Below are 23,482 nucleotides of genomic sequence, written 5' to 3'. Positions count from 1 at the left end.
CGCTCAGTAAAGGCAGTGGTCGGCGCCGGTGTCAAGCGTCCGACCCTTCCGATCTTCGGGTCCGGCGGCTACCATGCGATTAACTGAACGTCCGGTAGGTAATTCGGCGAGAGGGACCTGATGGCTTTGCTGCGCAGCTACGTCTCCGGGGAGTGGCACACGGCGGCGGACGAGGGCGTCCCGCTGCACGACGCGGCCACCGGCGAGGAGGTCGCCCGGATCTCGTCGGCGGGCGTCGACTTCGGGGCCGCCCTCGAGTACGGCCGCCGTGTGGGCGGCCCGGCGCTACGCGAGCTGACCTTCCACCAGCGTGCGGCCCTGCTCAAGGCCCTGGCCTCGCACCTGCGCGAGCACCGCGACGAGCTGTACGCACTCTCGGCGAAGACCGGCGCCACGCTCGGTGACTCCAAGTTCGACATCGACGGCGGCATCGGCGTGCTGTTCAGCTACGCCTCGAAGGGCAAGCGGGAACTGCCGAACGACACCGTCTACGTCGAGGGCAACGTCGAGCCGCTTTCGCGCGGGGGCACGTTCGTCGCGCAGCACATCGCGACGCCGCTGCGGGGCGTCGCCGTCCAGATCAACGCGTTCAACTTCCCGGTGTGGGGGCCGCTGGAGAAGTTCGCGCCCGCGTTCCTCGCCGGTGTCCCGAGCCTGGTCAAGCCCGCGAGCCAGACGGCCTACCTGACCGCGCGCGTGGCCGAGCTGATCATCGAGTCGGGCATTCTGCCGGAAGGCTCGCTGCAGTTCGTCGCGGGCAGCGCCGGCGACCTGCTGGACCACGTGACCGCCCAGGACCTGGTGTCCTTCACCGGCTCGGCGTCGACGGCGCAGAAGCTGCGGACCCACCCGGCGATCGTGCGCCACGCCGTCCGGTTCAACGCCGAGGCCGACTCGCTGAACTGCTCGATCCTCGGCCCGGACGCGGTGCGCGGAACGACGGAGTTCGACCTGTTCGTCAAGCAGCTGACCACCGAGATGACCGTCAAGGCGGGCCAGAAGTGCACCGCCATCCGGCGCGCGTTCGTTCCGGCGGAGCTGCTCGACGACGTCGCCGCGGCGGCGTCCGAGCGGCTGGCGAAGGTGACCGTCGGCCACCCGGCGTCGGAAGGCGTCCGGATGGGCGCGCTGGCCAGCCTGGAGCAGCGCGAGGAGGTCCGGCGGTCGCTGAAGGCGCTGCTGGACGCCGGCAGCGTCGTCTTCGGGGACCCCGAACGCGTCGAGGTGGTCGACGCCGACGCCGAGCGCGGCGCCTTCATCTCGCCGGTGCTGCTCAAGGCCGACCCCGAACGCTCCGAACCGCACGAGGTCGAGGCCTTCGGCCCGGTTTCGACGCTGATGCCGTACACGTCCACCGAGCAGGTCGTCGACTTCGCCGCGCGCGGCGGCGGCAGCCTGGCCGGGTCGGTGGTGTCGGCCGACAAGGAGTTCGTCCGCGAAGTCGTCCTCGGCGCGGCGCCGTTCCACGGACGGCTGCTGGTGCTCGACGCCGACGACGCGAAGGAGTCCACCGGGCACGGCTCGCCGATGCCGCAGCTGGTCCACGGCGGCCCGGGCCGCGCGGGCGGCGGCGAAGAGATGGGCGGCATCCGCGGGGTGCTGCACCACATGCAGCGCACGGCCGTCCAGGGCTCGCCCGAGGTGCTGTCGGCCGTCACCGGTCGCTGGGTGACCGGCGCACCGCGCACCGAGGGCGACGTCCACCCGTTCCGGAAGTCCCTGGCCGAGCTGAAGATCGGCGACTCCGTGGTCGCCGGGCCGCGCACGGTGACGCAGGAGGACGTCGACCACTTCGCCGAGTTCACCGGCGACACGTTCTACGCCCACACCGACCCCGAGGCGGCGGCCGCGAACCCGCTGTTCGGCGGGATCGTCGCGCACGGCTACCTCGTCGTCTCGTTCGCCGCGGGGCTGTTCGTCTCGCCCGAGCCCGGCCCGGTGCTGGCCAACTACGGCCTGGAGAACCTCCGGTTCCTCACCCCGGTCAAGGTCGGCGACTCGCTGACGGTGACGCTGACCGCCAAGCAGATCACCCCGCGGATCGACCAGGACTACGGCGAGGTCCGCTGGGACGCCGACGTCACCAACGCCGAGGGCGAGTCCGTGGCCAAGTACGACGTCCTGACGCTGGTTTCGAAGGAGCAGCCGTGACCGCCACTTTGTCCCTCGAGGAGCACTTCGAGCACACCATCGAGCGCGACCAGCGGATCGAGCCGCGCGACTGGGTGCCCGACGGCTACCGCAAGACGATGATCCGGCAGATCGCGCAGCACGCGCACTCGGAGATCATCGGCATGCAGCCCGAAGGCAACTGGATCACGCGGGCACCGTCGCTGCGGCGCAAGGCGATCCTGCTGGCCAAGGTGCAGGACGAGGCCGGCCACGGGCTCTACCTGTACTCGGCGGCGGCGACGCTGGGCGCGGACCGGGCCGACCTGACCGACAAGCTGATCACCGGCAAGCAGAAGTACTCGTCGATCTTCAACTACCCGACGCTGACCTTCGCCGACGTCGGCGTGATCGGCTGGCTGGTCGACGGCGCGGCGATCTGCAACCAGGTGCCGCTGTGCCGGTCGTCGTACGGGCCGTACGCACGGGCGATGATCCGGATCTGCAAGGAGGAGTCCTTCCACCAGCGGCAGGGCTACGAGCTGCTGATGACGATGATGAAGGGCACCGGCCAGCAGCGGGAGATGGTCCAGGAGGCCGTCAACCGCTGGTGGTGGCCGTCGCTGATGATGTTCGGGCCGCCGGACGCCGATTCGCCGAACACCGCGCAGTCGATGGCGTGGAAGGTCAAGCGCCACACCAACGACGAGCTGCGGCAGCGCTTCGTCGACATGTCGGTGCCGCAGGCCGAAGCCCTCGGCGTCACGTTCCCGGACCCCGAGCTGCGCTGGAACGCCGAGCGCGGGCACTACGACTTCGGCGCCGTGGACTGGGACGAGTTCAAGAACGTGCTGAAGGGCAACGGGCCCTGCAACGCTTCCCGGATCGCGCACCGGCGCCGTGCGCACGAAGACGGCGCGTGGGTGCGGGAAGCCGCCGTCGCGCACGCTGGAAAGAAGGAGCGCAAGTGAGCGACCTGACGGCCGAAGGCGGCCACGGCGCCGTCCCGCTGGAAGGCGTCCCCGCGGCTCCGGGCCCGGTCAAGCACGACTGGCCGCTGTACGAGGTGTTCGTCCGCGGCAAGCGCGGGCTGAACCACGTGCACGTCGGGTCGCTGCACGCGGCCGACGACCGGATGGCGCTGCACCACGCGCGCGACCTCTACACGCGCCGCAACGAAGGCGTGTCGATCTGGGTCGTGCGCGCGGACGACATCACGGCGTCGTCGCCGGACGAGAAGGACCCGTTCTTCGCGCCCAGCGGCGACAAGGTCTACCGGCACCCGACGTTCTACGACATTCCCGAGGATGTGCCGCACATATGAGTTTCGACAACGTGTACGAGGCCATCACCGAGGAGAACGACGCCCGCTGGGCGTTCGGCACCGGCTTCGAAGACCCGCTGTCCGGAGTGGACACTTCGGTGCCGTCCGGGGTCGATGCCGCGCAGCTGGCGGCCTACTGCCTGATGCTGGGCGACGACGCGCTGATCTTCTCCCACCGGCTCCAGGAGTGGTGCACCAACGCCCCCGAGCTGGAGGACGAGGTCGCGATCGCCAACATCGCCCTCGACCTGCTGGGCCAGGCGCGGCTGCTGCTCGCGCGCGCCGGCAAGGCCGACGGGTCCGGTCGTTCGGAGGACTCGTACGCGTTCCAGCGCCCGGAGAACGAGTTCCGCAACGTCCGGCTCGCGGAGCTGGGCGGCGGGCACTTCGGCCACCTGATCGCGCGCCTGTTCGTGTTCTCGACGTGGCGGCTGGCGCTGTTCCAGCGGCTGGTTTCCTCGGTGGACCCGGTGCTGGCGGCGATCGCGGACAAGGGCATCAAGGAACTGACCTACCACCGCGACTACGCGGCGCAGTGGCTGGTCCGCCTCGGCGACGGGACGCCGTTGTCGCACTCGCGCATGCAGGAGGGCCTGGACGAGGTCTGGCCGTACGTGGGGGAGCTGTTCCGCACGCACGCGACGGAGTTCGTGGACGCCGCTTCGCTGCGCCCGGAGTTCGACCTCGTCCTCGACCAGGCGTTGTCCGCGGCGACGCTTTCCCGGCCCGTTTCCGGTGAGCTCGCCGGCGTGTCGGGCCGGACCGGCCGCGACGGCATCCACACCGAGTCGTTCGGGTACCTGCTGGCGGAGCTGCAGAGCGTCGCCCGGGCGATGCCGGACGCGCGATGGTGACCGCCGCGGCCGTGGCCGCCACGGTGACCGACCCCGAGCTGCCGATGCTGACGCTGGCGGACCTGGGCGTGCTGCGTTCGGTGTCGGAGTCCGAGGGACGCGTGGTCGTCGCGATCACGCCGACGTACACGGGCTGCCCGGCGATGGACACCATGCGCGACGATCTGGAGCACGCGCTGGTTTCGGCGGGCTATTCGGACGTCGAGATCCGGACGCAGCTGGCGCCGGCGTGGACGTCGGACTGGATTTCCCCGTCAGGGCGCGAAAAGCTGGCCGCGGCCGGGATCGCGCCCCCGGGTGCGGCGCCCCGCCGATCGGGCCCGATCCCGCTGACGCTGTCGGCGCCGGTGACGCGGGTGCTGTGCCCGCACTGTGGCTCGGCGGACACCGAAGAGCAGTCCCGTTTCGGCGCGACGGCGTGCAAGGCGCTGCGGCGTTGCCGCGCCTGTCTCGAGCCGTTCGAACACGTCAAGGAGATCTGAGGTGGCGCGGTTCCACGAGTTGACGGTGGCCGGGGTCGAGCGGCTGTGCGACGACGCCGTCGCGGTGACGTTCGACGTGCCTTCGTCGCTGGCTTCGGAGTACGCGTTCAAACCGGGCCAGTCGCTGACGTTGCGGCGCTCGATCGACGGCCGTGACGAGCGCCGGTCGTACTCGATCTGCGCCCCGGCGGGAGCACCGCCGCGGGTCGGCGTCCGGTTGGTGCCGGACGGCTGTTTCTCGTCGTGGCTGGTGAACGAAGTCCGTCCGGGCGACACGGTGGAGGTCGCGCCACCGACGGGTTCGTTCACGCCGGACCTTTCGGCGGGCGGCCACCACGTCCTGATCGCGGCGGGCTCGGGCATCACGCCGGTGCTGTCGATCGTGTCGTCGCTGCTGAAGTCGTCCGAGGCCACGGTGACGGTGCTGTACGGCAACCGCCGCACGGACACGGTGATGTTCGCGGACGAGCTGGCGGACCTGAAGGACAGCGCGCCCTCGCGGCTCGAGCTGATCCACGTGCTGTCGCGCGAGCCCCGCGAGGCGGAGCTGTTCACGGGCCGCCTGGACGTCCCGAAGCTGCGGACGCTGTTCTCCTCGTTGGTGCCGGTTTCGTCCGTGGACCACTGGTGGCTGTGCGGCCCGTTCGAAATGGTGACCGGCGCGCAGGAGCTGCTGGCGTCACTGGGCGTGCCTCGCGAGCGGATCCACCAGGAGCTGTTCTACGTGGACACGCCCCCGGCCCCGGTGGAGCACCTCGACCCGGCGGTGGCGGGGGAGTCGTCGGAGGTGTCGGTGGTCTTGGACGGCCGGTCGACGCCGATGACGTTGCCGCGCTCGACGTCGGTGCTCGACGGGGCCCAGAAGTTCCGCCCGGACCTGCCGTTCGCGTGCAAGGGCGGGGTGTGCGGGACGTGCCGCGCGAAGGTGACGGAGGGCAAGGTCGACCTGCGGCGCAACTTCGCGCTGGAGAAGGCGGAGGTCGAGGCGGGATTCGTGCTGACGTGCCAGTCGTACCCGGTCTCGGAGACGTTGACGGTCGACTTCGACGCCTGAGCGCTCAGTCGCGGCCGGGTGCGTCCTCGGCGGTGTTCCCGGTCCGCGGATCGGCGTCCGCTCCGGCTCGCGGCCCGGGGGAGGAGAGCGTCACGGGCCCGGTGATGCTCCCCGCCTGGATCACGATCCCGGTGACGTCGCCGGTGATGCTGTTCCGCACGCCGGCGTCCGGCGGCCGCCCCGGCCGTGGCGCGAGCGCGGGCACCGGCCCCAGCGGTTGCGGGATGAACTCGGGCTGGTTCGTCAGCAGCCGCAGGAGCTGCTCGGCGCCCTCGACGGTGAAGTCCGAGACCGGGTAGACCGTCGAAGTGGCCGGGGCCAGGAAATCCGGCACGCCGGCCACGCTCTGGCCGGGCAGGACGACCGGGACGAACCGGTTCAGCGCGTGCGGGTCGGCGTAGAAGGCGTCGCGGATCAGCCGGGCCTCCCACTGCACGCCCCGTTCCTCGTGCGCCTGACCGCGGCCCTCGGCGCTCCGGCGATACGCGGGCGAGGCGATCACGAGCACATAGCCGGCTTCCCGGATCTGCGCGGCCATCCACAACGCCCAGTCCCGGCGCTCGCCGGCCTCGCCCAGATCGAGCCGGGCGTCGACCCCGCAGGACCGCAGGAACGTCCAGAGCCGGAGCACGGACTCCTCGTGCGCCGGGTCGTCCGGCTCCCGGGCGTACGAGAGGAACACCGCCGGCCGGGAAACGCCGTCCCGGGTGCCCGGCGCACCGGAATCACCACCGTGCCCGGCCACGCGCACCTCCCTCGTCCTCGCGAGGGGAGGAGTTTACCCAAGTGGTCCCGGCCGGCCGGGTCAGCGGATGCGGCGCCGCCGTCGGCGGGGCCTCGGTTCCGGGGTCTCCGTCGCCTGGTCCTCCGGAGGTTCCTCCCGGGCCGACGGATCGGCCAGGCCCAGCATCTCCGCCGCCAGCTGCTGGGAGCTCGCGAACATGCCCGTCGGGGCCTCGCTCGCCCGGCGCAGCGCCGCCGGACGCAGGCGGTTGTACCCGCGGACCGTCACCGGCCGGCGGACGCGCAGCTCGTACGCCTTCTCGTCCGCCAGTTCCGCGGCCAGTTCGCGGTCGACCAGGATCGTGCCGGGACGCGCCACCGACGTCAGGCGCGCCGCCAGGTTGACCACCGAGCCGTAGACGTCGCCGAAGCGCGACAGGATCCGGCCCGAGGCCATGCCCGCGCGGACCGCCGGCAACGTCTCGTCCGCCGAGGTGCGTTCGGTCAGGGTCAGGGCGATCTCCGCCGCGTCGGCCGGGGCGTCCGCCACGAACAGAACCTCGTCGCCGATCATCTTCACCACGCGGCCGTGGTGCTCGGCGATCACCTCCGTCGACAGCGTCTCGAACGCGTCGAGCACGCGGCTCAGCTCGTCCTCGCCGATCTGGCGCGTCAGCCGCGTGTAGCCCACCATGTCGACGAACCCGACCACTTCGGTGCGGGTTTCGAGGTGCTCGTCCGACGCCGCGAACGCCCGTCCCGCGTACGCCGCCAGGTGGCGGCGCCAGACGAAGTTCTGCACCCGCTCGAGCTCCGGCAGCAGCCGGTCGACCAGGCGGGTCACCTGGCGCTCGCTGCGGCCCAGCTCCGGCTGCTCCTTGATCAGCTCCCACAGCATGTCGACCTGCCACTCGGCCAGCCGCGACAGGTGCTGGCCGAGCGCGCGCGTCACCGACACCTCGATGCTCGGGTCGATCAGCCCCGACTGGACCAGCTGGTCCGCCGTCCGCATGGCCTCGACGTCCGCGTCGGTGAAGACCACCTCGTCGTCGCGCACGGTCGCGAACCCCAGCGCGCGCCAGAGCCGGCGTGACCGCTCTTCGGGCACGCCGGCCTTCTCCGCCACTTCGAGCCGGGTGTACTTCCGCCTGCCGCCGAGCAGGACGCGTTCGAGCCGCTGCTGAAGTTCCTCGCTCGAATCGGTCACGGCTCAGGTCGTGTGGACGATCAGCACGTCCACGCCGGACTTGCGCGCCACCTCCGACGGCACCGAGCCCAGGATCCGGCCGGCGATCGTGTTGAGCCCGCGGTTGCCGACCACCAGGAGGTCGGCCTCGCGCTCCTTGACCACCTTGCGCAGCGAGTCGACCGGGTCGCCCTTCACCGCGACCGTGTCGATCTTCTCCGCGCCGGCCCGCGCCGCCCGGTCCCGCGCCGACTGCAGGGTGTCTTCGGCCGGCGCCGAGCCGACGACCTGGTACGCCTCCTCGCCGAGGACGTCCTGGGCCTTGTCGACGTCGGACTGGCTGGCCGGGTAGAACGCACACGCGATGACGAGCGTGGCGCCGGCGTCGCCGGCCACCGCCGCCGCGCGCTCCACCGCCGCGAACGAGGATTCCGAGCCGTCCGTGCCCACCACCACGGTCCGATATGCCGCACCCATGCGCAAAACCTCCACGTGATCCCGCGTGAGCAGGGACGATGGCCGGTCGGTACCGACCGCGCAGGCTCGTCCGCGCCCGTGTCGGGTGGAAGGTTACTCGCCAGTCGCTTTCTGCGCTCCGCTCGCCCGCGGAGCCGGCTTCGGCGCTGCTTTGGGAGGCGCTTTGGGAGGCACTGCGGGGCCGGCCTTGGCCGCGGGCTGGGGGGCCGGCTTGGTCCCGGGCTTCGGCTTGGGCACGTCGCTGGCCCGGATTCGGATCGTCTCCTCGACGCCGGTGACCCGGACCGTCTTCTCGGTCTCGTCCACGGCGTCCGGTTTCTTGTCCGTGACCAGGTCGGCCTGGACGTCGGCGGGCACCTTCACCTCGTCGCCGAGGACGGTGTGCGCCTCGGCCAGCACCGCCCGCGCCGCGCGCACCTGCTCGGCCAGCCCGCCGCGCACCTTCCGCAGCGCGTCGACCCGCTCGTTCGCCTGGGTTATCCGCCGGTTGGATTCTTCCGTGGCCGACGTCACGCGGCGCCGCGCCTCGTCGGCGGCTTCCGCGAGCCGGGCGTTGGCCTCGGTGATCGAGTCCTGACGGCGCTTGTTCGCCTCCGCGACCGACTCCCGCTGACGGCGGTCGAGGTCGGCCTTCGCGGCCTTCTCCTCTTCCAGGACTTTCGCGCGGATGTCGGCGGCGTCCTGCGTGGCCTCCTGGACGCGCCGCGCGGCTTCGGCCTTGCTCGCCGCCTCCTGCTCGGCCAGCACCCGCATCGCCTCGGTGCGGCGCGAGGCCATCGCGATCTCGAAGTCCTCTTCGACCTTGGTGCGGCGGTCGGCCGACTCGGTGTCGAGCCGCTTGCGCTCCGCCTCGGCCTTGTCGGTGATCTCCTTGGCCTGCGCGCGGGCGTCTTCGAGCACCTTGCGGTGCTCGGCTTCCATCTCCTTGCGCCGCAGGTCGAGCTCGGTGAGCAGCTGCTCGTAGCGGGCCCGCATGGCGCTCGCGTCCGTTTCGGCCTTGGCCCGGATGTGCCCGGCCTCGGCTTCGGCGCGGGCGCGCGTGTCGGCGGATTCGTCCTGCGCCAGGCGCAGCATCCGCTGCAGCCGTTCGGACAGGCCTTCGACGCTCGTCGGCGGCTGGGCCAGCCGGTCGACCTGCCCGCGCAGGTCCGCGATCTCGCCGCGCGCGATCTCCAGCTGGCGGGCGAGGTCGCCCGCCTGCGCGATGGCGGCGTCCCGATCCGCGGTGAGCATCTTCAGATCGGCGTCCAGCCGTTCGAGGTGCTCGTCGACCTGCGCCCGGCTGTACCCGCGCTTCGCCACGTCGAAGCCGGCTCCCAGCGGCACAAGCTCCCGTTCATCGCCAAGGCTCATGGGGCCTACCGTAGCCGCAGCCGGGTCACGGAAGGGTGAGCACCCGGGCCCTGCGCCGAACGCGCCGTCTGCCGCGGCGAAAGGAACCGCCGGATTCCGGCGGCTCCCCGGGCATTCCCGACACCGGGAGCGGGCCCGCTTTCGACGCCGGGAGCGCGACGGTTCCCGGCCCTGCTCCCGGCGCCGTCGCGGCTCAGGCGCCGCGGAAGGCGTTGATCCCGTCGAGGTGCTTCGCGCGCTTCTCTTCGTCGCGGACGCCGAGGCCTTCCTCCGGGGCCAGCGCGAGCACGCCGACCTTGCCCTGGTGGGCGTTGCGGTGCACGTCCAGCGCGGCCTGCCCGGTCTCTTCGAGCGCGTAGGTCTTCGACAGCGTCGGGTGGATCAGCCCCTTCGCGATCAGCCGGTTCGCCTCCCACGACTCGCGGTAGTTCGCGAAGTGGGAGCCGATGATCCGCTTCAGGTTCATCCACAGGTAGCGGTTGTCGTACTGGTGCATGTACCCGGATGTCGAAGCGCAGGTGACGATCGTGCCGCCCTTGCGCGCGGCGTAGACGGAAGCGCCGAAGGTCTCCCGGCCCGGATGCTCGAACACGATGTCCGGGTCGTCGCCGCCGGTCAGCTCGCGGATCTTCGCGCCGAAGCGCTGCCACTCCTTCGGGTCCTGCTCGGTGTCGTTCTTCCAGAACCGGTAGCCCTCGGCGCTGCGGTCGATGATCAGCTCGGCGCCGAGCTTCCGGCAGATCGCCGCCTTCTCGGGGCTGGACACGACGCACACGGGGATGGCGCCGCCGTTCAGCGCGTACTGCGTCGCGTAGGAGCCGAGGCCGCCCGAAGCGCCCCAAATCAGGACGACGTCGCCCTGCTTCATGTCCGCGCCGTTGCGCGAGACGAGCTGGCGGTAGGCGGTCGAGTTGACCAGGCCGGGGGAGGCGGCCTCTTCCCAGGTCAGGTGGTCCGGCTTCGGCATCAGCTGGTTGGCCTTGACCAGCGCGATCTCCGCGAGCCCGCCGAAGTTGGTCTCGAAGCCCCAGATCCGCTGCTCGGTGTCGAGCATCGTGTCGTTGTGCCCGTCCGGGCTCTCCAGTTCGACGTTCAGGCAGTGCGCGACCACCTCGTCGCCCGGCTTCCAGTTGTGCACACCGGCCCCGGTGCGCAGCACAACGCCCGACAGGTCGGAGCCGACGACGTGGTAGGGCAGGTCGTGCCGTTTCGCCAGCGGCGAGAGCTTCCCGTACTTCTTGAGGAACTTGAACGTCGGGATCGGCTCGAAGATCGAGGTCCACACGGTGTTGTAGTTGATGGCGCTCGCCATCACCGCGACCAGCGCCTCACCCGGCCCCAGCTCGGGGACGGGGACGTCGTCGACGTGCAGCGACTTGCGGGGGTCCTTGTCCCGGCTCTCGAGGCCTTCGAACATGTCGACCTCGTCGGCGTGCACGGTCACCCCGCGGTAGCTCTCGGGCACGGGCAACGAGCCGACCGCGGCGGACTCGCCGGTCAGGATGGCCTGCTGGATCTCGCCGAGCTGCGTCATCGGTTCCTCCGCGGAGATGGGGGGCGTTGGCGGCAGAAATTACTCGCCGGTAACACGCGACCACAACTGTACGAGACGGACAGCACGATTACATCTTGACCGGCTGGCCAGTCAAGCGGATCATCGATGGCGGGTACACCACCCGGCCAGCAGTTTCACCGACGGAGGTGAGCACGAATGAGTGAAGTCTCGACGCGCGCGTGGACCCGGCCCCATGACTGGGCCGAGGTCGTCATCGGGGTGGTCGCCGCTCTTTCACCCCTTTGGCTGAGCACGGACACGACCGCGATGTGGACGATGGTCGTCTTGGGCGCACTGATCGCACTCGACGGCCTGGTTTCGCTGGCGATGCCGGGCATGGTCTACGGCGAAGGCATCCAGATCGCGCTCGGCGTGCTGCTCTTCATCGCGCCGTGGGTGATGGGGTACACGGAGTTCAACGGCGCGTCCTGGACGTCCTGGATCGCCGGGGTGCTGACGGTCATCGCCGGCGCGGCAGCGATGCCGGTCGCGAACGCCGCGCACCGCACGGCAGGCCAGCACTGACAACGCAGGAGGCACAGGCATGACCGAGGATTCGGCGAAGGAGCGCATCCTCTGCGCCGCCGAGGCGCTCTTCGCCGAGTCCGGCTTCGACGCCACCCCGACGTCCCGCATCGCCGAGCGGGCCGGGGTCCCGAAGGGGCTGGTCCACTACTACTTCCGCCACAAGTCGGACCTGCTCACGGCGCTCGTCGCCAGGCTTCCGGACGAGCGCATCGAGCCGGCCGTGGTCGTCGTCCCGGGCGACCTCGCGGGCAGCCTCCGACGGCTCGTCCGCGAACTCGACCACCGCTTCAGCCGATCGCTGGGGCTTTCGCACCTGCTGTGGCGCGAAGCGGACACGCATCACGTGGTCCGCGACGCGCTGCATGAGCGCTTCCAGGTCCTGGTCCGCCAGGTCCGCGCGGTGATCCTCGCAGCAACGGGCGGCGGCCTGCCGGCGGCCGACGTGGAGCGCGCTTCGGGCCTGCTGGCCCGGGCGGTCAGCCACCGCCACGCGACGGCCCGGCACTCGGAGGACGACCTCCCGGCGGAGTTCGACGGCGAGTTGACGTTCATCGCCGACGCCCTGGCCTCGAAGGCCGCGCCTGCGTAGCCGTTGCGGGCTGTCTCACCTGGCCGCCTGCCTGCCGGGCCGCCGCGGGGTCGCGCCCGCCCGCACCGCGGGGCCGCGCCTGCATGCTGCCGCGGGGCTGCGCTCGCCTGGCCGCCGAGGGCGGAGCCGCCTCGCTTACGCGAGGCTCGGCTCGTCTGGCGGGTCGTGGCCTGCGCCCGCCTGGCCGCCACAGGACCGCGCCCGCCCGGGCCGCGGAACTGCGCCCGCCCAGGCCGCCGCGGAACCGCGCCCACCCGAGCCGCCGCGGGACCGCGCCTGCCGGGCCGCTGTGAGGCGAGTCTGCGTGGCCGTGGCGAGGCCGCATGCCTGGCAGTCGCGCGGCCACGTCGCGCGGGCGGGCTGCCGTCGCTGGTCGGCTCTTGGCATCGCGGACCGGTTCCGGCGCCCGGACTCGTTACGCCGGAACGGGTCCGCCTCCGCTCAGTGTCCCGCCGCGTCTTTGGCCGGCTCCACCAGCTCCACCAGGACCCCACCCGCGTCCTTCGGGTGGACGAAGTTCACCCGGCTGTTGGACGTGCCCCGTTTCGCCTCCTCGTACAGCATGCGCAGGCCCTTCTCGCGCAGGGCCGCCGCCGCGGCGTCCACATCGGACACGCGGTACGCCAGCTGCTGCAGCCCCGGGCCGCTCTTGGTCAGGAACTTGCCGATCGCCGAGTCTTCGCGCAACGGCGCCAGCAGCTGGATCTGCGTCTCCGTGCCCGCCGTCCCCGGCGCGCGCAGCATCGCCTCCCGCACCCCCTGCTCCTCGTTCACCTCCTCGTGCGCGACCTCCAAGCCGAAGTGCGCGCGGTGGAACTCGATGGCCGCGTCCAGGTCCGGGACCGCGATGCCGACGTGGTCGATGGCCGTCACGAACGGCCGCAGGGCGTCATTCATGGAGGCAGGATAGGGGGCCCGCGCGCCGCTTCGAGGTGGAATCGTCGCGTGCCCCGCCTCACACTGGCTCCATCAAGAAGCCCTGCTCCCGGGTATGGTCGGGAAAACTGCCCATGCGCCGATGCTTGGAGGACGCCGTGTCCGGTTCCGTGATCCTGGGTGCCGCCCGTACGCCGATCGGGCGCCTGCTGGGCTCCCTCAAGGACTTCACGGGCGCTCAGCTGGGCGGGGTCGCGATCAAAGCGGCCCTCGAACGCGCCGGGGTCTCCCCGGACGCGGTGCAGTACACGATCATGGGCCAGGTGCTCACCGCCGGCGCCGGCCAGATCCCCGCGCGCCAAGCCGCGGTGGCCGCGGGCATTCCGATGAGCGTGCCCGCGCTGACGATCAACAAGGTCTGCCTCTCCGGCCTCGACGCCATCGCGCTCGCCGACCAGCTCATCCGCGCCGGCGAGTTCGACCTCGTCGTCGCCGGCGGCCAGGAGTCGATGACCCAGGCGCCGCACCTGCTGCCCAAGTCCCGCTCCGGCTTCAAGTACGGCGACACCACCCTCGTCGACCACATGGCCTACGACGGTCTCTTCTGCGCCTTCGACCAGGTCGCCATGGGCGCTTCGACGGAGAAGTACAACTCCCGCTACGGCATCACCCGCGAGCAGCAGGACGCGTTCTCCGCCCGCTCCCACCAGCGCGCCGCCGAGGCGATCAAGAACGGCTACTTCGCCGACGAGATCGCGCCGGTCGCCATCCCGCAGCGCAAGGGCGACCCGGTCGTCTTCGACACCGACGAGGGCGTCCGCGCCGACACCACCGCCGAAGGCCTCGCCAAGCTGCGTCCCGCTTTCGCCTCCGACGGCACCATCACCGCGGGCTCGGCCTCGCAGATCTCCGACGGCGCCGCCGCGGTCGTCGTGGCGAGCCGCGCCAAGGCGGAGGAACTCGGCATCACCCCGCTCGCCGAGATCGGCGCGCACGGTGTCGTCGCCGGGCCCGACGCGAGCCTGCACGAGCAGCCGTCGAACGCCATCCTCGCCGCGCTGGCCAAGGCGAACCTGACCGCCGACGCGCTCGACCTCGTCGAGATCAACGAGGCCTTCGCCGCGGTCGGGCTCGTCTCCACCGAGAAGCTCGGCCTCGACCCGGAGAAGGTCAACGTCAACGGCGGTGCGATCGCGCTCGGCCACCCGATCGGCGCCTCCGGTGCCCGGCTCGCCGTGCACCTCATCCACGAGCTGCACCGCCGCGGTGGCGGGCTCGGCGCGGCCGCGCTGTGCGGTGGCGGTGGCCAGGGCGACGCCCTGCTGCTGCGGGTGCCGTCCGCGTAAGTGGCCGGACCACTCGACCTCGACGACCTCGTCGGCCGCGCGCGGGACGGACAGCCCCGTGCCGTCGCGCGGCTGCTGTCGCTCGTCGAGGACGCCCACCCGCGGGTCGCCGAGATCGCGCGGGCGCTGACCCCGCACACCGGGCGGGCCCGGATCGTCGGACTCACCGGGCCTCCCGGCGTCGGCAAGTCGACATCGACCTCGGCGCTGCTCACCGCGTTGCGCGCGGAGGGCAAGCGGGTCGGGGTGCTCGCGATCGACCCGTCTTCGCCGTTCTCGGGCGGGGCACTGCTCGGCGACCGGATCCGGATGACCGAGCACGCCACCGACCCCGGCGTGTTCATCCGCTCGATGGCCACGCGCGGGCACCTCGGCGGGCTCTCGTGGGCGACCCCGCAGGCCGTGCGCGTGCTCGACGCCGCGGGTTTCGACGTCGTGCTGATCGAGACCGTGGGTGTCGGTCAGTCCGAAGTGGACGTCGTGAAGCTGGCCGACACCACGGTGGTGCTGCTCGCGCCGGGCATGGGCGACGGCATCCAGGCCGCGAAGGCCGGCGTGCTGGAGATCGCCGACGTCTTCGTCGTGAACAAGGCGGACCGGGAAGGGGCCGACGCCACGGTGCACGACCTCAAGCAGATGATCTCCCTGGCCCGCCGGGAGATTCGCGGGCCGAGCTGGCGGCAGCCGATCGTGCGGACCGTCGCGGCCAAGGGCGAGGGCGTCGACGAGGTCGTGCGGGCGCTGGCCGCGCACCACGACTGGCTGGTCGAGCACGACGAGCTGGCCCGGCGCCGGGTGGCGAGGGCGCGCGACGAGGTCGAGGCCATCGCGCTCCGGCGGTTGCGGGCCGAGCTGGTGGACCTGCGCGGCGGGGGACGGCTCGCCGGCGTCGCCGAGCGGGTCGTGGCGCGCGAACTGGATCCCTTCGCCGCCGCCGGGGAACTGATCGCGGATCTGCGGGGTTAGCGCGATCCGGACGGCCGACGTGAGCCGTGCGAGCAGAAACCGTGCCACCGCAACGGTTCTTCGCCGAACTGCCATGATGCCCTCCCTCGGTGTGCGGCGTTTTTGCCGCGTGCTGACCATCGTGCGCCGGGGGTCCGACAATTTCCGGGGTGCAGGCCCCGAGGTTCACCCGATGGGCTGACGAGGGCGACTTTCGCCGGTTCTGGCTGTCGGTGCCGGGCCCTAGACTGCGGAGCGCTCCGGAACCGGGCGATCACTGGGAGGGCGTGCAGATGAAGAAGACACTCGTCACCGCGCTGGCGGCGGGCGCGTTGTTCGTGGCCGGTCAAGGCGTCGCCACCGCGGCCGACGCCCCGCCACCGAAGACGACCCACGGGCCTTGCCAGTACACCGAAACCCCGGACGAACCGCCCGCGCGGCCGGTGCCGCTGCCGCCCGACCCGCGGCACACGCCGAGCCACGGCAAGGTCGACGTCGCGATCCCGACCAGCCAGGGCGCGCTGCCGCTGCGGCTCGACCGCGCGAAGGCACCGTGCACCGTGCAGAGCTTCCTGCACCTGGCGCGGCACCGGTTCTACGACCACACGGTGTGCCACCGGCTCACCGCGTACCCGACGCTGAAGGTGCTGCAGTGCGGCGACCCGACGGCGACCGGCGAAGGCGGGCCCGGCTACAGGTACAAGGACGAGCTGCCGGTGGACCTGCCGCCGGCACCGACCGACCCGACCGGCGCCCGGCGCGTCTACGCGCGCGGCCTGCTCGCGATGGCCAACGCGGGACCCGACACGAACGGTTCGCAGTTCTTCGTCGTCTACGGCGATTCCGCGCTGCGGCCCAATTACACGGTGTTCGGCACGGTCGGCGCGGAGGGGCTGAAGACGCTGGACAAGGTCGCGGCCGGCGGGATCCAGCCGACCGCGGAGGACCCGGCGCCGGTCGACGGCACGCCGGTGCTCCGGACGGAACTGCTCCGCGTCCGGCCGGACTGCTGGTTCTGACGGGGGTTGCGGGCCACTCCGGTGGGGTGGCCCGCGGCATCTCGCGTGATTGGAGGGGCATCACGCGTGATCCAGTGGGCATCACGTGTGATTGGAGGGGCATCTCGCGTGATTGGACGGGCATCACAAATGCTTGGAGGGCCGACTCGCGTGATTGGGGACGGCACTGGCGTGATTGGGGGCGGAACTGGCGTGATTGGGGACGGGACTCGGGTGGGGGTTAGGGGGTGATTTCCCAGAGGGCTTCCACCAGGGTTCGGGTTGCGCCGGCGAAGGCGTGCTTCGGCGTGGCCGCGTAGCCGACTATCAGGCCGCCGGGGCCGTTGGGGGTCATCCAGTGGCTCGAAAGGCCCTCGAGGCCGATTGACCGGCGGCGGCAGGCCGCCAGGGCCGTGGCCTCCGAAGGACCCTCCCGCGGGAGCATCAGCAGCAGGTGCAGACCCGCCGCGATGCCGTGCGGGCGCACCGAATCCGGCAGGGCCGCCAGCAGCCGCGAACGGCGGCTGCGGTACTCCGCGCGGCTGCGGCGGACGTGCCGGTCGTAGGCACCCGAGTCGATCAGCTCGGCCAGCACCAGCTGGTTCAGCAGCGCCGGGCGCGAGCCGCTGCCGGCCATCGCCGCGCGGACCGGCTCCACCAGTGACCGCGGCAGCACCAGCCACGCCAGCCGGAGGGCCGGTGCGAGCGTCTTGCTGGCCGTGCCCGCGTACACCACCCGCTCCGGTGCCAGCGCCTGCAGCGCCCCGACCTGCTGGCGGTCGAAGCGGAACTCGCCGTCGTAGTCGTCCTCCAGCACGTACGCCCCCGATTCGCTCGCCCAGCGGGCCAGCGCCGCACGGCGGGGCGGGGCCAGCGTGACGCCGGTGGGGTACTGGTGCGCCGGGGTGACGACCACCGCCGGACTGTCCACAGCGGACACGTCGAGGCCGTGCGCGTCGACGTCCACACCGACGATCCGCGGGCCCTGTGCCGCCGCGATCGACCGGTACAGCCCCAGCGACGGGTTCTCGAACGCCATCTCGCCCACCCCCAGGTCGTGCAGCGCCCGGGACAACACCGCGATGGCGTGCGAAAAGCCGTGGCACACCACGATCCGGGCCGGGTCGGCGACCACCCCGCGAGCGCGGGCCAGGTAGCCGGCGAGGGTGTCCCGCAGCTCCGGCGCGCCCAGCTCCGACTCGTAGCCGAACGCCGACGCCGGCGTCCGCAGCAGGGCCCGCCGGGTGGCGGTGATCCACGCCTGGCGCGGGAACGCCGTCAGGTCCGGGCGGCCCGGCCGCAGGTCCCAGCGAGGTGCCGGGTCGCGCGGTGCCTGCCGCGGTGCGGACTGGGGCAGCGATCCCGCCGTCGCCACCCGGGTCGGCGCGCCCTGGGCCGTGCGCAGGTAGCCCTCGGCCGCGAGGTCGGCGTACACGCGGGTGACCGTGCCGCGCGCGACGCCGAGGTCGTGGGCCAAGGCGCGGGTCGAGGGCACCGCCGCACCCGCCTGCCACCGGCCGTCCCGGATGGCTTCGCGGATCGCCGAAGCGAGGCCGCCGCGGCCCGTCGAGGGATCCCAGCCGAGGTGGACGTCGAGCCCGGAACTGGACCACGATTCCGTCATGTGACTGGACCATACCCGTGGACCAGTTCGCACTAGCGTGGACTGCATGACCAAGCGAATCGGGCTCGGGGGCGCTCCCGAGCTCTACCAGGCGATGGCGAACCTGCAGGCCGAGGTGAACAAGGCCGGCGCCAACGCGGGGCTCGACCCCAAACTGCTGGAACTGGTGAAGACCCGCGCGTCGCAGATCAACGGCTGCGCCTACTGCCTCGACATGCACAGCCGCGACGCGCTCGAGCTGGGCGAGTCGCCGCGGCGGCTGTTCGTGCTCGACGGCTGGCGGGAGACCGACCTGTTCACCGAGCAGGAGCAGGCCGCCCTCGCCCTCACCGAAGCGATGACCAAGTTGTCCGCGACGCAGACCGTGCCCGACGACGTCTACGAGCGGGCGGTGCAGGTGTTCACCGAGGAGCAGTACCAGGCCGTGGCCTGGGAGATCATCGCGATCAACAGCTGGAACCGGATGACCATCACCAGCCACACGCCGCTGCCGGAGCGGGACTCGTGACCGCCGCCGCGCTCAGGGCGCTGCACGTCCCCGGCAAGCCCGTCGTGCTGCCGAACGTCTGGGACGCCGACACCGCGAAGCTCGTCGAGGCCGCCGGGTTCCCCGCCGTGGCGACCAGCTCGGTCGCCGTCGCGGCCGCGCTCGGTTTCCCCGACGGCGAGCAGGCTCCGGCGGAGGAGATGTTCGCCGCCGCCGCGCGGATCGCCAAGGCGGTCGGCGTCCCAGTCACCGTCGACGCCGAGTCGGGCTACGGCCTGTCCGGCGCCGAACTGGCGGCCCGGCTGCTCGACGCCGGCGCCGTCGGCTGCAACTTCGAGGACACCGACCACGCCACCGGCGGCGTCCGGCCGGTCGCCGACCAGGCGGCGCGGATCGCCGCCCTGCGCGAGGCGGCGGGCGACGGGCTGGTGATCAACGCCCGGGTCGACTCCTTCCGCGGAGTGGATCCGGAAGAAGCTCTCGAAGCCGGCGTCGCCAGGGCGAAGGCCTACCTCGAAGCGGGCGCCGACTGCGTCTACCCGATCCACCTGCGCACGCCGGAGCTGATCGCGGAGTTCGTGCGGGGGACCGGCGGTGCGGTCAACGCGCCCGCGTGGCCGGGCAGCCCGGGCCTCGGAGGCCTCGCCGAGCTGGGGGTGGCGAGGATTTCGCTGGGCGGCGGGCTGTGGCAGTACGTCCGCACGCAGTTCGAAGCGGCCGTCGCGGGTGTCGCGCAGGGCAAGCTGCCGTACTGATGGCCGAAGGCCGCCGCGAGGGGATCGGGAACACCCTCGCGGCGGCCTTCGGGGTCGGTGGAACTGGGCCGGATCGGGGCTCCGCCAACCGGAACCCCGGAAGACCGGTTAGTGCGCCACGGCCTTCTCGGCGCCCGCGCCGGTCAGGGAACGGACCTCCATCTCGGCGTACTTCTTCTGGTCGTGCTCCTTGGACAGGACCGTGCCCAGCCAGCCCAGGATGAACGCGGCCGGGATCGAGACGATGCCGGGGTTGCTCAGCGGGAACCAGGCGAAGTCGGCGTTCTTGAACATCGACGTGCTCTTGCCGGAAACGGCGGGCGAGAACACGATCAGGACGATCGTGATGGCCAGGCCGCCGTAGATCGACCACAGCGCGCCCTGGGTGTTGAACCGCTTCCAGAACAGCGAGTAGAGGATCGTCGGCAGGTTCGCCGACGCCGCGACGGCGAAGGCCAGCGCGACCAGGAACGCGACGTTCTGCCCGTTGGCCAGGATGCCGCCGCCGATGGCGAGGATCCCGATCACCACCGCGGTGATCCGGGCGACCTTGACCTCCGAGTCCGGCGACGTCTTGCCCCGCTTGACGACGTTCGCGTAGACGTCGTGGGCGAAGGACGCCGACGCCGTGATCGTCAGGCCGGCGACCACCGCGAGGATCGTCGCGAAGGCGATCGCGGAGATCAGGCCCAGCAGCACCGGCCCGCCCAGTTCGAGCGCGAGCAACGGCGCCGCGGAGTTGACCCCGCCCGGCGCCTTCTTGATCGTGTCCGGTCCGACCAGCGCACCGGCGCCGTAGCCGAGCACCAGCGTGAACAGGTAGAACACGCCGATCAGGACGATCGCCCAGACCACCGAGCGGCGTGCGTCGCGGGCCGTCGGCACCGTGTAGAAGCGCATCAGGACGTGCGGCAGACCCGCGGTGCCCAGGACCAAGGCGATGCCCAGGGACAGGAAGTCCAGCTTGGACGTGCCAGTGGCGCCGTACTGCTTGCCCGGGCCGAGCAGCGTCTCCCCGGCCTTGCCCGCCTTGTCGACGGCGGCCTGCAGCAGGCTGGAGAAGTTGAAGTTGTACTTGCCGAGCACCCACAGGGTGATCACGAGCGCGCCGACGATCAGCAGCGCGGCCTTGATGATCTGCACCCAGGTGGTGCCCTTCATGCCGCCGATCAGGACGTAGGCGATCATGATGATGCCGACCACGGCGATCACCAGCGCCTGCGCGCCGCCGCCTTCGACACCGAGCAGCAGCGCCACGAGACCACCGGCGCCCGCCATCTGCGCGAGCAGGTAGAAGAACGACACGGCCATCGTAGACGTCGCGGCCGCGGCCCGCACCGGCCGCTGCTTCATCCGGAAGGCCAGGACGTCGCCCATCGTGAACTTGCCGGTGTTGCGCAGCAGTTCCGCGACCAGCAGCAGCGCGACGAGCCACGCCACCAGGAAGCCGATGGAGTAGAGGAAGCCGTCGTAGCCGTTGATGGCGATCGCGCCGGCGATGCCGAGGAACGACGCCGCCGACAGGTAGTCACCCGAGATCGCGATGCCGTTCTGCGGGCCGGTGAAGGCGCGGCCGGCGGCGTAGTAGTCCGACGCCGTCTTCGTGTTGCGGCTGGCCCGGAACACGATCACCAGGGTGATGACCACGAAGAGGGCGAAGATGAGGATGTTCAGGAGCGGGTTGCTGCCTTCCACACCCGCGGCGATGTTCGTCATGCCTGCTCCTTCGCAGAGTCGCCCTCGATGTCCTCACGGATCTTCTCGGCGACCGGGTCGAGCTTCCGGTTGGCGTACCGGACGTAGAGCCCGGTGATCACGAACGTCGAGACGAACTGCAGCAGGCCGAAGATCAGGCCGACGTTGATGTTGCCGAACACCTTCGTGCTCATGAAGCCGTGCGCGTAGTCCGCGAGGAGCACGTACAGCAGGTACCAGAGGAGGAACACCGCCGTCATCGGGAAGACGAACCGGCGCAGGCGGCTGCGCAGCTCGCGGAACTCGGTGCTTTCGTGCGCGCGTTCCCAGATGGTTTCTGACGTGTCCGGGGGCCCGCCGGTGTCCGTCGTGCTCATCGCTGCTCCCTGCGACGTTGCGGAAAGTGACCTGCGACACCGTAGGGACGTGTGAGTCTCGAGTGAAGATTCAGCGGTTCAACAGCCGGGCGAGACGACGAACGGTTGACGAACGGTCGCGCGGTCCGGTCGAACGGGGTTCGTCCAGGTGCAGGCGCAGCATCGCCGCCGTCGACCAGGCCGGTGGCCTGCCCCGCAGGGAGACCAGCGCCATTACGCCGAATGCCAAGGGTACCGACCAGGGTGCCGGTTGCTGCACCAAGATCGCCACCCAGCCGCGCAGCGGCGGCCCGGCGAGGGCGAACAGGATCGAGCCGGACGACGCCACCAGCCCGGCCAGCACGCCGGCGATCCCGCCGGTCGCGGTCAGCCGCGGCCACCAGATGCCGAGCACCAGCAGCGGGCAGAACGTCGACGCGGCCACGGTGAAGCCCCACGTCACCAGGACGCCGGCGTCGAGCTCCGCCGAGCGCAGTGCCAGCAGCACCATCGCCCCGGCGACGCCGAACACGGCGATCCGCAGCCGCCGCAGCCCGCCGGGCACGAGGTCGTGCGCGATCGCGCCCGACATCACCAGCAGCAGGCCGAGCGACGTCGCCAGGAACGCGGCGAACGCGCCCGCGGTCAGCAACGCCGTGAAGAGGCCGCCGGCCCAGCCACTGTCCACTTGGTACGGCAGTGCGACGACCACGGTGTCGGTCGCGCCGGAGAGGTACAGGCCGGGGACGAGGACCCGGCCGAGCACGCCGTAGACGCCGGGGAAGAGGTAGAAGACGCCGAGCAGCGCGACGGTGATCGCGGCGGTGCGGCGCGCGGCGCGGCCGTCCGGGCTGGTGTGGAAGCGCATCAGGACGTGCGGCAGGCCCATCGTGCCCAGCATGGTCGCGATGAGGACGGCCCACGTGCCGAGCAGCGGGTAGCCCTGGTCGCCGAGGTCGAGCAGCGGCCGCCGCCAATCCGGACCGCCGAGCGGGGCCCCGCCGCGGACGGCCGGGACCGCGGCGCCTTCGCCGAACACGACCTGGTCCTGGCTGTGCGCGGTGAACTCGCCCGGGGCGAGGATCCGGGGGACGCCGTTGACGCGCGCGGTGGTCGGCTCGCGGATCTCCATCGTCACGTCGACTTCGAACTTCACCGGCGTCTCGCGGGCGAAGTGGGTGAACTCGACGGGGTGGAGCGCGTCGGTCCGGTTGACCGCGCCGGCCTGCAGCACCAGCCAGATCGCCGGGATGAGGAACAGCAGCAGCTTCAGCACGAACTGGAACGCCTGCACGTACGTCGCCGCGCGCATGCCACCGAGCGCGAGGGTGACGCTGACCGCGGCGCCGGCCAGCACCACGCCGACCCAGTACGGGGTGCCGCCGACCGCGGTGAGCACCAGGCCGGCGGTGCGGAACTGCGGGACGACGTAGATGGTGCCGATGACCAGCACGACGACGGCGGTGAGGCGGCGCAGCGCGGGGGAGTTGAGGCGGGCTTCGGCGAAGTCGGGGACGGTCAGGGCGCCCGACCGCCGCATCGGCGCGGCGACGAGCACGAGCATCGCGATGTAGCCGGCGGTGAAGCCGACGGGGTACCAGAGAGCGCCGATGCCGTCTTTGACGACGAGCCCGGCGACGCCGAGGAAGGACGCGGCCGACAGGTACTCGCCCGAGACGGCGGCCGAGTTCACCAGCGGGGAGATCCGGCGGGACGCCACGAGGAAGTCCGACGTCGTGCGCATCGCGGCGACTCCGCGGACGCCGATCAGCAGCGTCACGAGCACGACCGGGGCGACGGCGAGCGCGATGCCCACTACTCGTCCTCGAGGCGCTCGGCGCGGCGCAGCTGCCAGCGGGCCAAGAGGGCCATCGCGGGGTAGGGGAAGACCGCGAGCAGCAGCCAGGACAACGGAATGCCCAGCAACCGGACAGAGTCCAGGGCCGGGAAGATCGCGAAGACGCCGGGGAGGCCGAGCAGCAGCGCGAACATGAGGACCAGCGCGGGAATGCCGCGACGGCGCTGGGCGGCGTAGAGGGCGGTGGCGCGCTGGGTGTCGCCCGCCGGGAGCCGGGGCTGGCGCCAGCGGCCGCGCGACCGGCGGCGGGCGTGGGCGAGGCGGGTCTGCGGGCTGGTGACGGCGACCCGCCGGATCTTGCTCATCGC

General features: G+C 71.7%; 24 protein-coding genes. 13 read left to right on the top strand and 11 right to left on the bottom strand.

The features are described 5' to 3' along the window. The first annotated feature begins 120 nt into the window (after positions 1 to 120). From paaZ to paaE, 6 genes are read left to right on the top strand one after another with little or no spacing between them, the layout of a single operon-like run. Complete coding sequence (paaZ, locus tag Q5425_RS02630; RefSeq protein WP_308670429.1) at positions 121 to 2,151, top strand: phenylacetic acid degradation bifunctional protein PaaZ; 2,031 nt, start codon at positions 121 to 123, stop codon at positions 2,149 to 2,151. After that, on the top strand, positions 2,148 to 3,080 hold the full coding sequence (gene paaA, locus Q5425_RS02625; protein WP_308670428.1) for a 1,2-phenylacetyl-CoA epoxidase subunit PaaA: 933 nt from the start codon (positions 2,148 to 2,150) through the stop codon (positions 3,078 to 3,080). Before paaZ ends, paaA begins: the two co-directional genes overlap by 4 nt. Before the next feature lie 38 nt (positions 3,081 to 3,118). Beyond that, on the top strand, positions 3,119 to 3,433 hold the full coding sequence (gene paaB, locus Q5425_RS02620) for a 1,2-phenylacetyl-CoA epoxidase subunit PaaB (RefSeq protein ID WP_308670478.1): 315 nt from the start codon (positions 3,119 to 3,121) through the stop codon (positions 3,431 to 3,433). Beyond that, entirely contained in the window at positions 3,430 to 4,287 is an 858-nt protein-coding gene (paaC, locus tag Q5425_RS02615; protein ID WP_308670427.1) for a 1,2-phenylacetyl-CoA epoxidase subunit PaaC, read from the top strand. The genes paaB and paaC overlap by 4 nt, the downstream gene beginning before the upstream one ends. After that, positions 4,281 to 4,769 carry a 1,2-phenylacetyl-CoA epoxidase subunit PaaD gene (gene paaD / locus Q5425_RS02610; protein WP_308670426.1) on the top strand — a complete coding sequence of 163 codons (489 nt, stop codon included), beginning with the start codon at positions 4,281 to 4,283 and terminating at the stop codon, positions 4,767 to 4,769. The genes paaC and paaD overlap by 7 nt, the downstream gene beginning before the upstream one ends. A 1-nt stretch (position 4,770) precedes the next feature. Further along, a complete protein-coding gene (paaE, locus tag Q5425_RS02605) occupies positions 4,771 to 5,823 on the top strand; it encodes a 1,2-phenylacetyl-CoA epoxidase subunit PaaE (RefSeq protein WP_308670425.1) in 1,053 nt (350 codons plus the stop codon). A 4-nt stretch (positions 5,824 to 5,827) separates the two neighbouring features. Here the strand turns inward: paaE and Q5425_RS02600 are convergent, their stop codons facing one another. From Q5425_RS02600 to ccrA, 5 genes are all read right to left on the bottom strand, one after another. After that, positions 5,828 to 6,568: a toll/interleukin-1 receptor domain-containing protein gene (locus tag Q5425_RS02600; protein ID WP_308670424.1), complete on the bottom strand. Its 741-nt coding sequence runs from the start codon at positions 6,566 to 6,568 to the stop codon at positions 5,828 to 5,830. A gap of 60 nt (positions 6,569 to 6,628) precedes the next feature. Then, a complete protein-coding gene (locus Q5425_RS02595; RefSeq protein WP_308670423.1) occupies positions 6,629 to 7,753 on the bottom strand; it encodes an adenylate/guanylate cyclase domain-containing protein in 1,125 nt (374 codons plus the stop codon). Positions 7,754 to 7,756: 3 nt separating this feature from the next. Beyond that, positions 7,757 to 8,209 carry a universal stress protein gene (locus Q5425_RS02590; RefSeq protein ID WP_308670422.1) on the bottom strand — a complete coding sequence of 151 codons (453 nt, stop codon included), beginning with the start codon at positions 8,207 to 8,209 and terminating at the stop codon, positions 7,757 to 7,759. Between the two features lie 93 nt (positions 8,210 to 8,302). After that, on the bottom strand, positions 8,303 to 9,535 hold the full coding sequence (locus Q5425_RS02585) for a chromosome segregation protein (RefSeq protein WP_308670477.1): 1,233 nt from the start codon (positions 9,533 to 9,535) through the stop codon (positions 8,303 to 8,305). 220 nt (positions 9,536 to 9,755) lie between these two features. Beyond that, entirely contained in the window at positions 9,756 to 11,096 is a 1,341-nt protein-coding gene (gene ccrA, locus Q5425_RS02580) for a crotonyl-CoA carboxylase/reductase (protein ID WP_308670421.1), read from the bottom strand. 177 nt (positions 11,097 to 11,273) lie between these two features. Between ccrA and Q5425_RS02575 the strand changes: the two genes are divergently transcribed. Both Q5425_RS02575 and Q5425_RS02570 read left to right on the top strand, forming a co-directional pair. Continuing rightward, positions 11,274 to 11,642: an SPW repeat protein gene (locus Q5425_RS02575; protein ID WP_071831581.1), complete on the top strand. Its 369-nt coding sequence runs from the start codon at positions 11,274 to 11,276 to the stop codon at positions 11,640 to 11,642. A 19-nt stretch (positions 11,643 to 11,661) separates the two neighbouring features. Then, positions 11,662 to 12,234, top strand: coding sequence for a TetR/AcrR family transcriptional regulator (locus tag Q5425_RS02570; RefSeq protein ID WP_308670420.1), 573 nt, complete (start codon positions 11,662 to 11,664; stop codon positions 12,232 to 12,234). A 441-nt stretch (positions 12,235 to 12,675) separates the two neighbouring features. Here Q5425_RS02570 and mce read toward each other — a convergent pair whose 3' ends face one another. Continuing rightward, positions 12,676 to 13,131 carry a methylmalonyl-CoA epimerase gene (mce, locus tag Q5425_RS02565; RefSeq protein WP_308670419.1) on the bottom strand — a complete coding sequence of 152 codons (456 nt, stop codon included), beginning with the start codon at positions 13,129 to 13,131 and terminating at the stop codon, positions 12,676 to 12,678. A gap of 137 nt (positions 13,132 to 13,268) precedes the next feature. Here mce and Q5425_RS02560 point away from each other — a divergent pair, with 137 nt between their 5' ends. From Q5425_RS02560 to Q5425_RS02550, 3 genes are all read left to right on the top strand, one after another. Next, positions 13,269 to 14,456 (top strand): acetyl-CoA C-acetyltransferase, encoded by a 1,188-nt coding sequence (locus tag Q5425_RS02560; protein ID WP_308670418.1) that lies wholly within the window; start codon positions 13,269 to 13,271, stop codon positions 14,454 to 14,456. Then, positions 14,457 to 15,422 (top strand): methylmalonyl Co-A mutase-associated GTPase MeaB, encoded by a 966-nt coding sequence (meaB, locus tag Q5425_RS02555; RefSeq protein ID WP_308670417.1) that lies wholly within the window; start codon positions 14,457 to 14,459, stop codon positions 15,420 to 15,422. It begins immediately after the preceding gene. Between the two features lie 272 nt (positions 15,423 to 15,694). Continuing rightward, a complete protein-coding gene (locus Q5425_RS02550; protein ID WP_308670416.1) occupies positions 15,695 to 16,420 on the top strand; it encodes a peptidylprolyl isomerase in 726 nt (241 codons plus the stop codon). 220 nt (positions 16,421 to 16,640) lie between these two features. Here Q5425_RS02550 and Q5425_RS02545 read toward each other — a convergent pair whose 3' ends face one another. Continuing rightward, a complete protein-coding gene (locus Q5425_RS02545) occupies positions 16,641 to 18,023 on the bottom strand; it encodes a PLP-dependent aminotransferase family protein (protein ID WP_308670415.1) in 1,383 nt (460 codons plus the stop codon). A 46-nt stretch (positions 18,024 to 18,069) separates the two neighbouring features. Between Q5425_RS02545 and Q5425_RS02540 the strand changes: the two genes are divergently transcribed. Next, the gene (locus tag Q5425_RS02540; RefSeq protein ID WP_308670414.1) at positions 18,070 to 18,531 is read left to right on the top strand and encodes a carboxymuconolactone decarboxylase family protein; all 462 of its coding nucleotides are present in this window, start codon (positions 18,070 to 18,072) and stop codon (positions 18,529 to 18,531) included. Then, complete coding sequence (locus tag Q5425_RS02535) at positions 18,528 to 19,265, top strand: isocitrate lyase/phosphoenolpyruvate mutase family protein (protein ID WP_308670413.1); 738 nt, start codon at positions 18,528 to 18,530, stop codon at positions 19,263 to 19,265. The genes Q5425_RS02540 and Q5425_RS02535 overlap by 4 nt, the downstream gene beginning before the upstream one ends. A 108-nt stretch (positions 19,266 to 19,373) precedes the next feature. Here the strand turns inward: Q5425_RS02535 and Q5425_RS02530 are convergent, their stop codons facing one another. The 4 genes from Q5425_RS02530 to Q5425_RS02515 form a co-directional block, all read right to left on the bottom strand. Then, a complete protein-coding gene (locus Q5425_RS02530; protein WP_308670412.1) occupies positions 19,374 to 20,981 on the bottom strand; it encodes a cation acetate symporter in 1,608 nt (535 codons plus the stop codon). Next, a complete protein-coding gene (locus Q5425_RS02525; RefSeq protein ID WP_020644098.1) occupies positions 20,978 to 21,337 on the bottom strand; it encodes a DUF485 domain-containing protein in 360 nt (119 codons plus the stop codon). The genes Q5425_RS02530 and Q5425_RS02525 overlap by 4 nt, the downstream gene beginning before the upstream one ends. Before the next feature lie 70 nt (positions 21,338 to 21,407). Next, positions 21,408 to 23,132, bottom strand: coding sequence for a cation acetate symporter (locus Q5425_RS02520; RefSeq protein WP_308670411.1), 1,725 nt, complete (start codon positions 23,130 to 23,132; stop codon positions 21,408 to 21,410). Further along, a complete protein-coding gene (locus Q5425_RS02515) occupies positions 23,132 to 23,479 on the bottom strand; it encodes a hypothetical protein (RefSeq protein ID WP_308670410.1) in 348 nt (115 codons plus the stop codon). Before Q5425_RS02515 ends, Q5425_RS02520 begins: the two co-directional genes overlap by 1 nt. Between the last annotated feature and the right edge of the window lie 3 nt (positions 23,480 to 23,482).

It is taken from the genome of Amycolatopsis sp. A133, assembly GCF_031082405.1.
Classification (GTDB): domain Bacteria; phylum Actinomycetota; class Actinomycetes; order Mycobacteriales; family Pseudonocardiaceae; genus Amycolatopsis.
Note: the sequence above shows the minus strand (reverse complement) of the source record. Positions and strands in the feature narration are given on the sequence as shown.

Excerpts from the sequence above, each read along its gene's own strand:
- paaZ (WP_308670429.1), top strand. The coding sequence starts at position 121 with ATGGCTTTGCTGCGCAGCTACGTCTCCGGGGAGTGGCACACGGCGGCG.
- paaC (WP_308670427.1), top strand. The coding sequence starts at position 3,430 with ATGAGTTTCGACAACGTGTACGAGGCCATCACCGAGGAGAACGACGCC.
- paaD (WP_308670426.1), top strand. The coding sequence starts at position 4,281 with ATGGTGACCGCCGCGGCCGTGGCCGCCACGGTGACCGACCCCGAGCTG.
- Q5425_RS02590 (WP_308670422.1), bottom strand. The coding sequence starts at position 8,209 with ATGGGTGCGGCATATCGGACCGTGGTGGTGGGCACGGACGGCTCGGAA.
- ccrA (WP_308670421.1), bottom strand. The coding sequence starts at position 11,096 with ATGACGCAGCTCGGCGAGATCCAGCAGGCCATCCTGACCGGCGAGTCC.
- Q5425_RS02575 (WP_071831581.1), top strand. The coding sequence starts at position 11,274 with ATGAGTGAAGTCTCGACGCGCGCGTGGACCCGGCCCCATGACTGGGCC.
- Q5425_RS02570 (WP_308670420.1), top strand. The coding sequence starts at position 11,662 with ATGACCGAGGATTCGGCGAAGGAGCGCATCCTCTGCGCCGCCGAGGCG.
- mce (WP_308670419.1), bottom strand. The coding sequence starts at position 13,131 with ATGAATGACGCCCTGCGGCCGTTCGTGACGGCCATCGACCACGTCGGC.
- Q5425_RS02550 (WP_308670416.1), top strand. The coding sequence starts at position 15,695 with ATGAAGAAGACACTCGTCACCGCGCTGGCGGCGGGCGCGTTGTTCGTG.
- Q5425_RS02545 (WP_308670415.1), bottom strand. The coding sequence starts at position 18,023 with ATGACGGAATCGTGGTCCAGTTCCGGGCTCGACGTCCACCTCGGCTGG.
- Q5425_RS02540 (WP_308670414.1), top strand. The coding sequence starts at position 18,070 with ATGACCAAGCGAATCGGGCTCGGGGGCGCTCCCGAGCTCTACCAGGCG.
- Q5425_RS02530 (WP_308670412.1), bottom strand. The coding sequence starts at position 20,981 with ATGACGAACATCGCCGCGGGTGTGGAAGGCAGCAACCCGCTCCTGAAC.
- Q5425_RS02525 (WP_020644098.1), bottom strand. The coding sequence starts at position 21,337 with ATGAGCACGACGGACACCGGCGGGCCCCCGGACACGTCAGAAACCATC.
- Q5425_RS02515 (WP_308670410.1), bottom strand. The coding sequence starts at position 23,479 with ATGAGCAAGATCCGGCGGGTCGCCGTCACCAGCCCGCAGACCCGCCTC.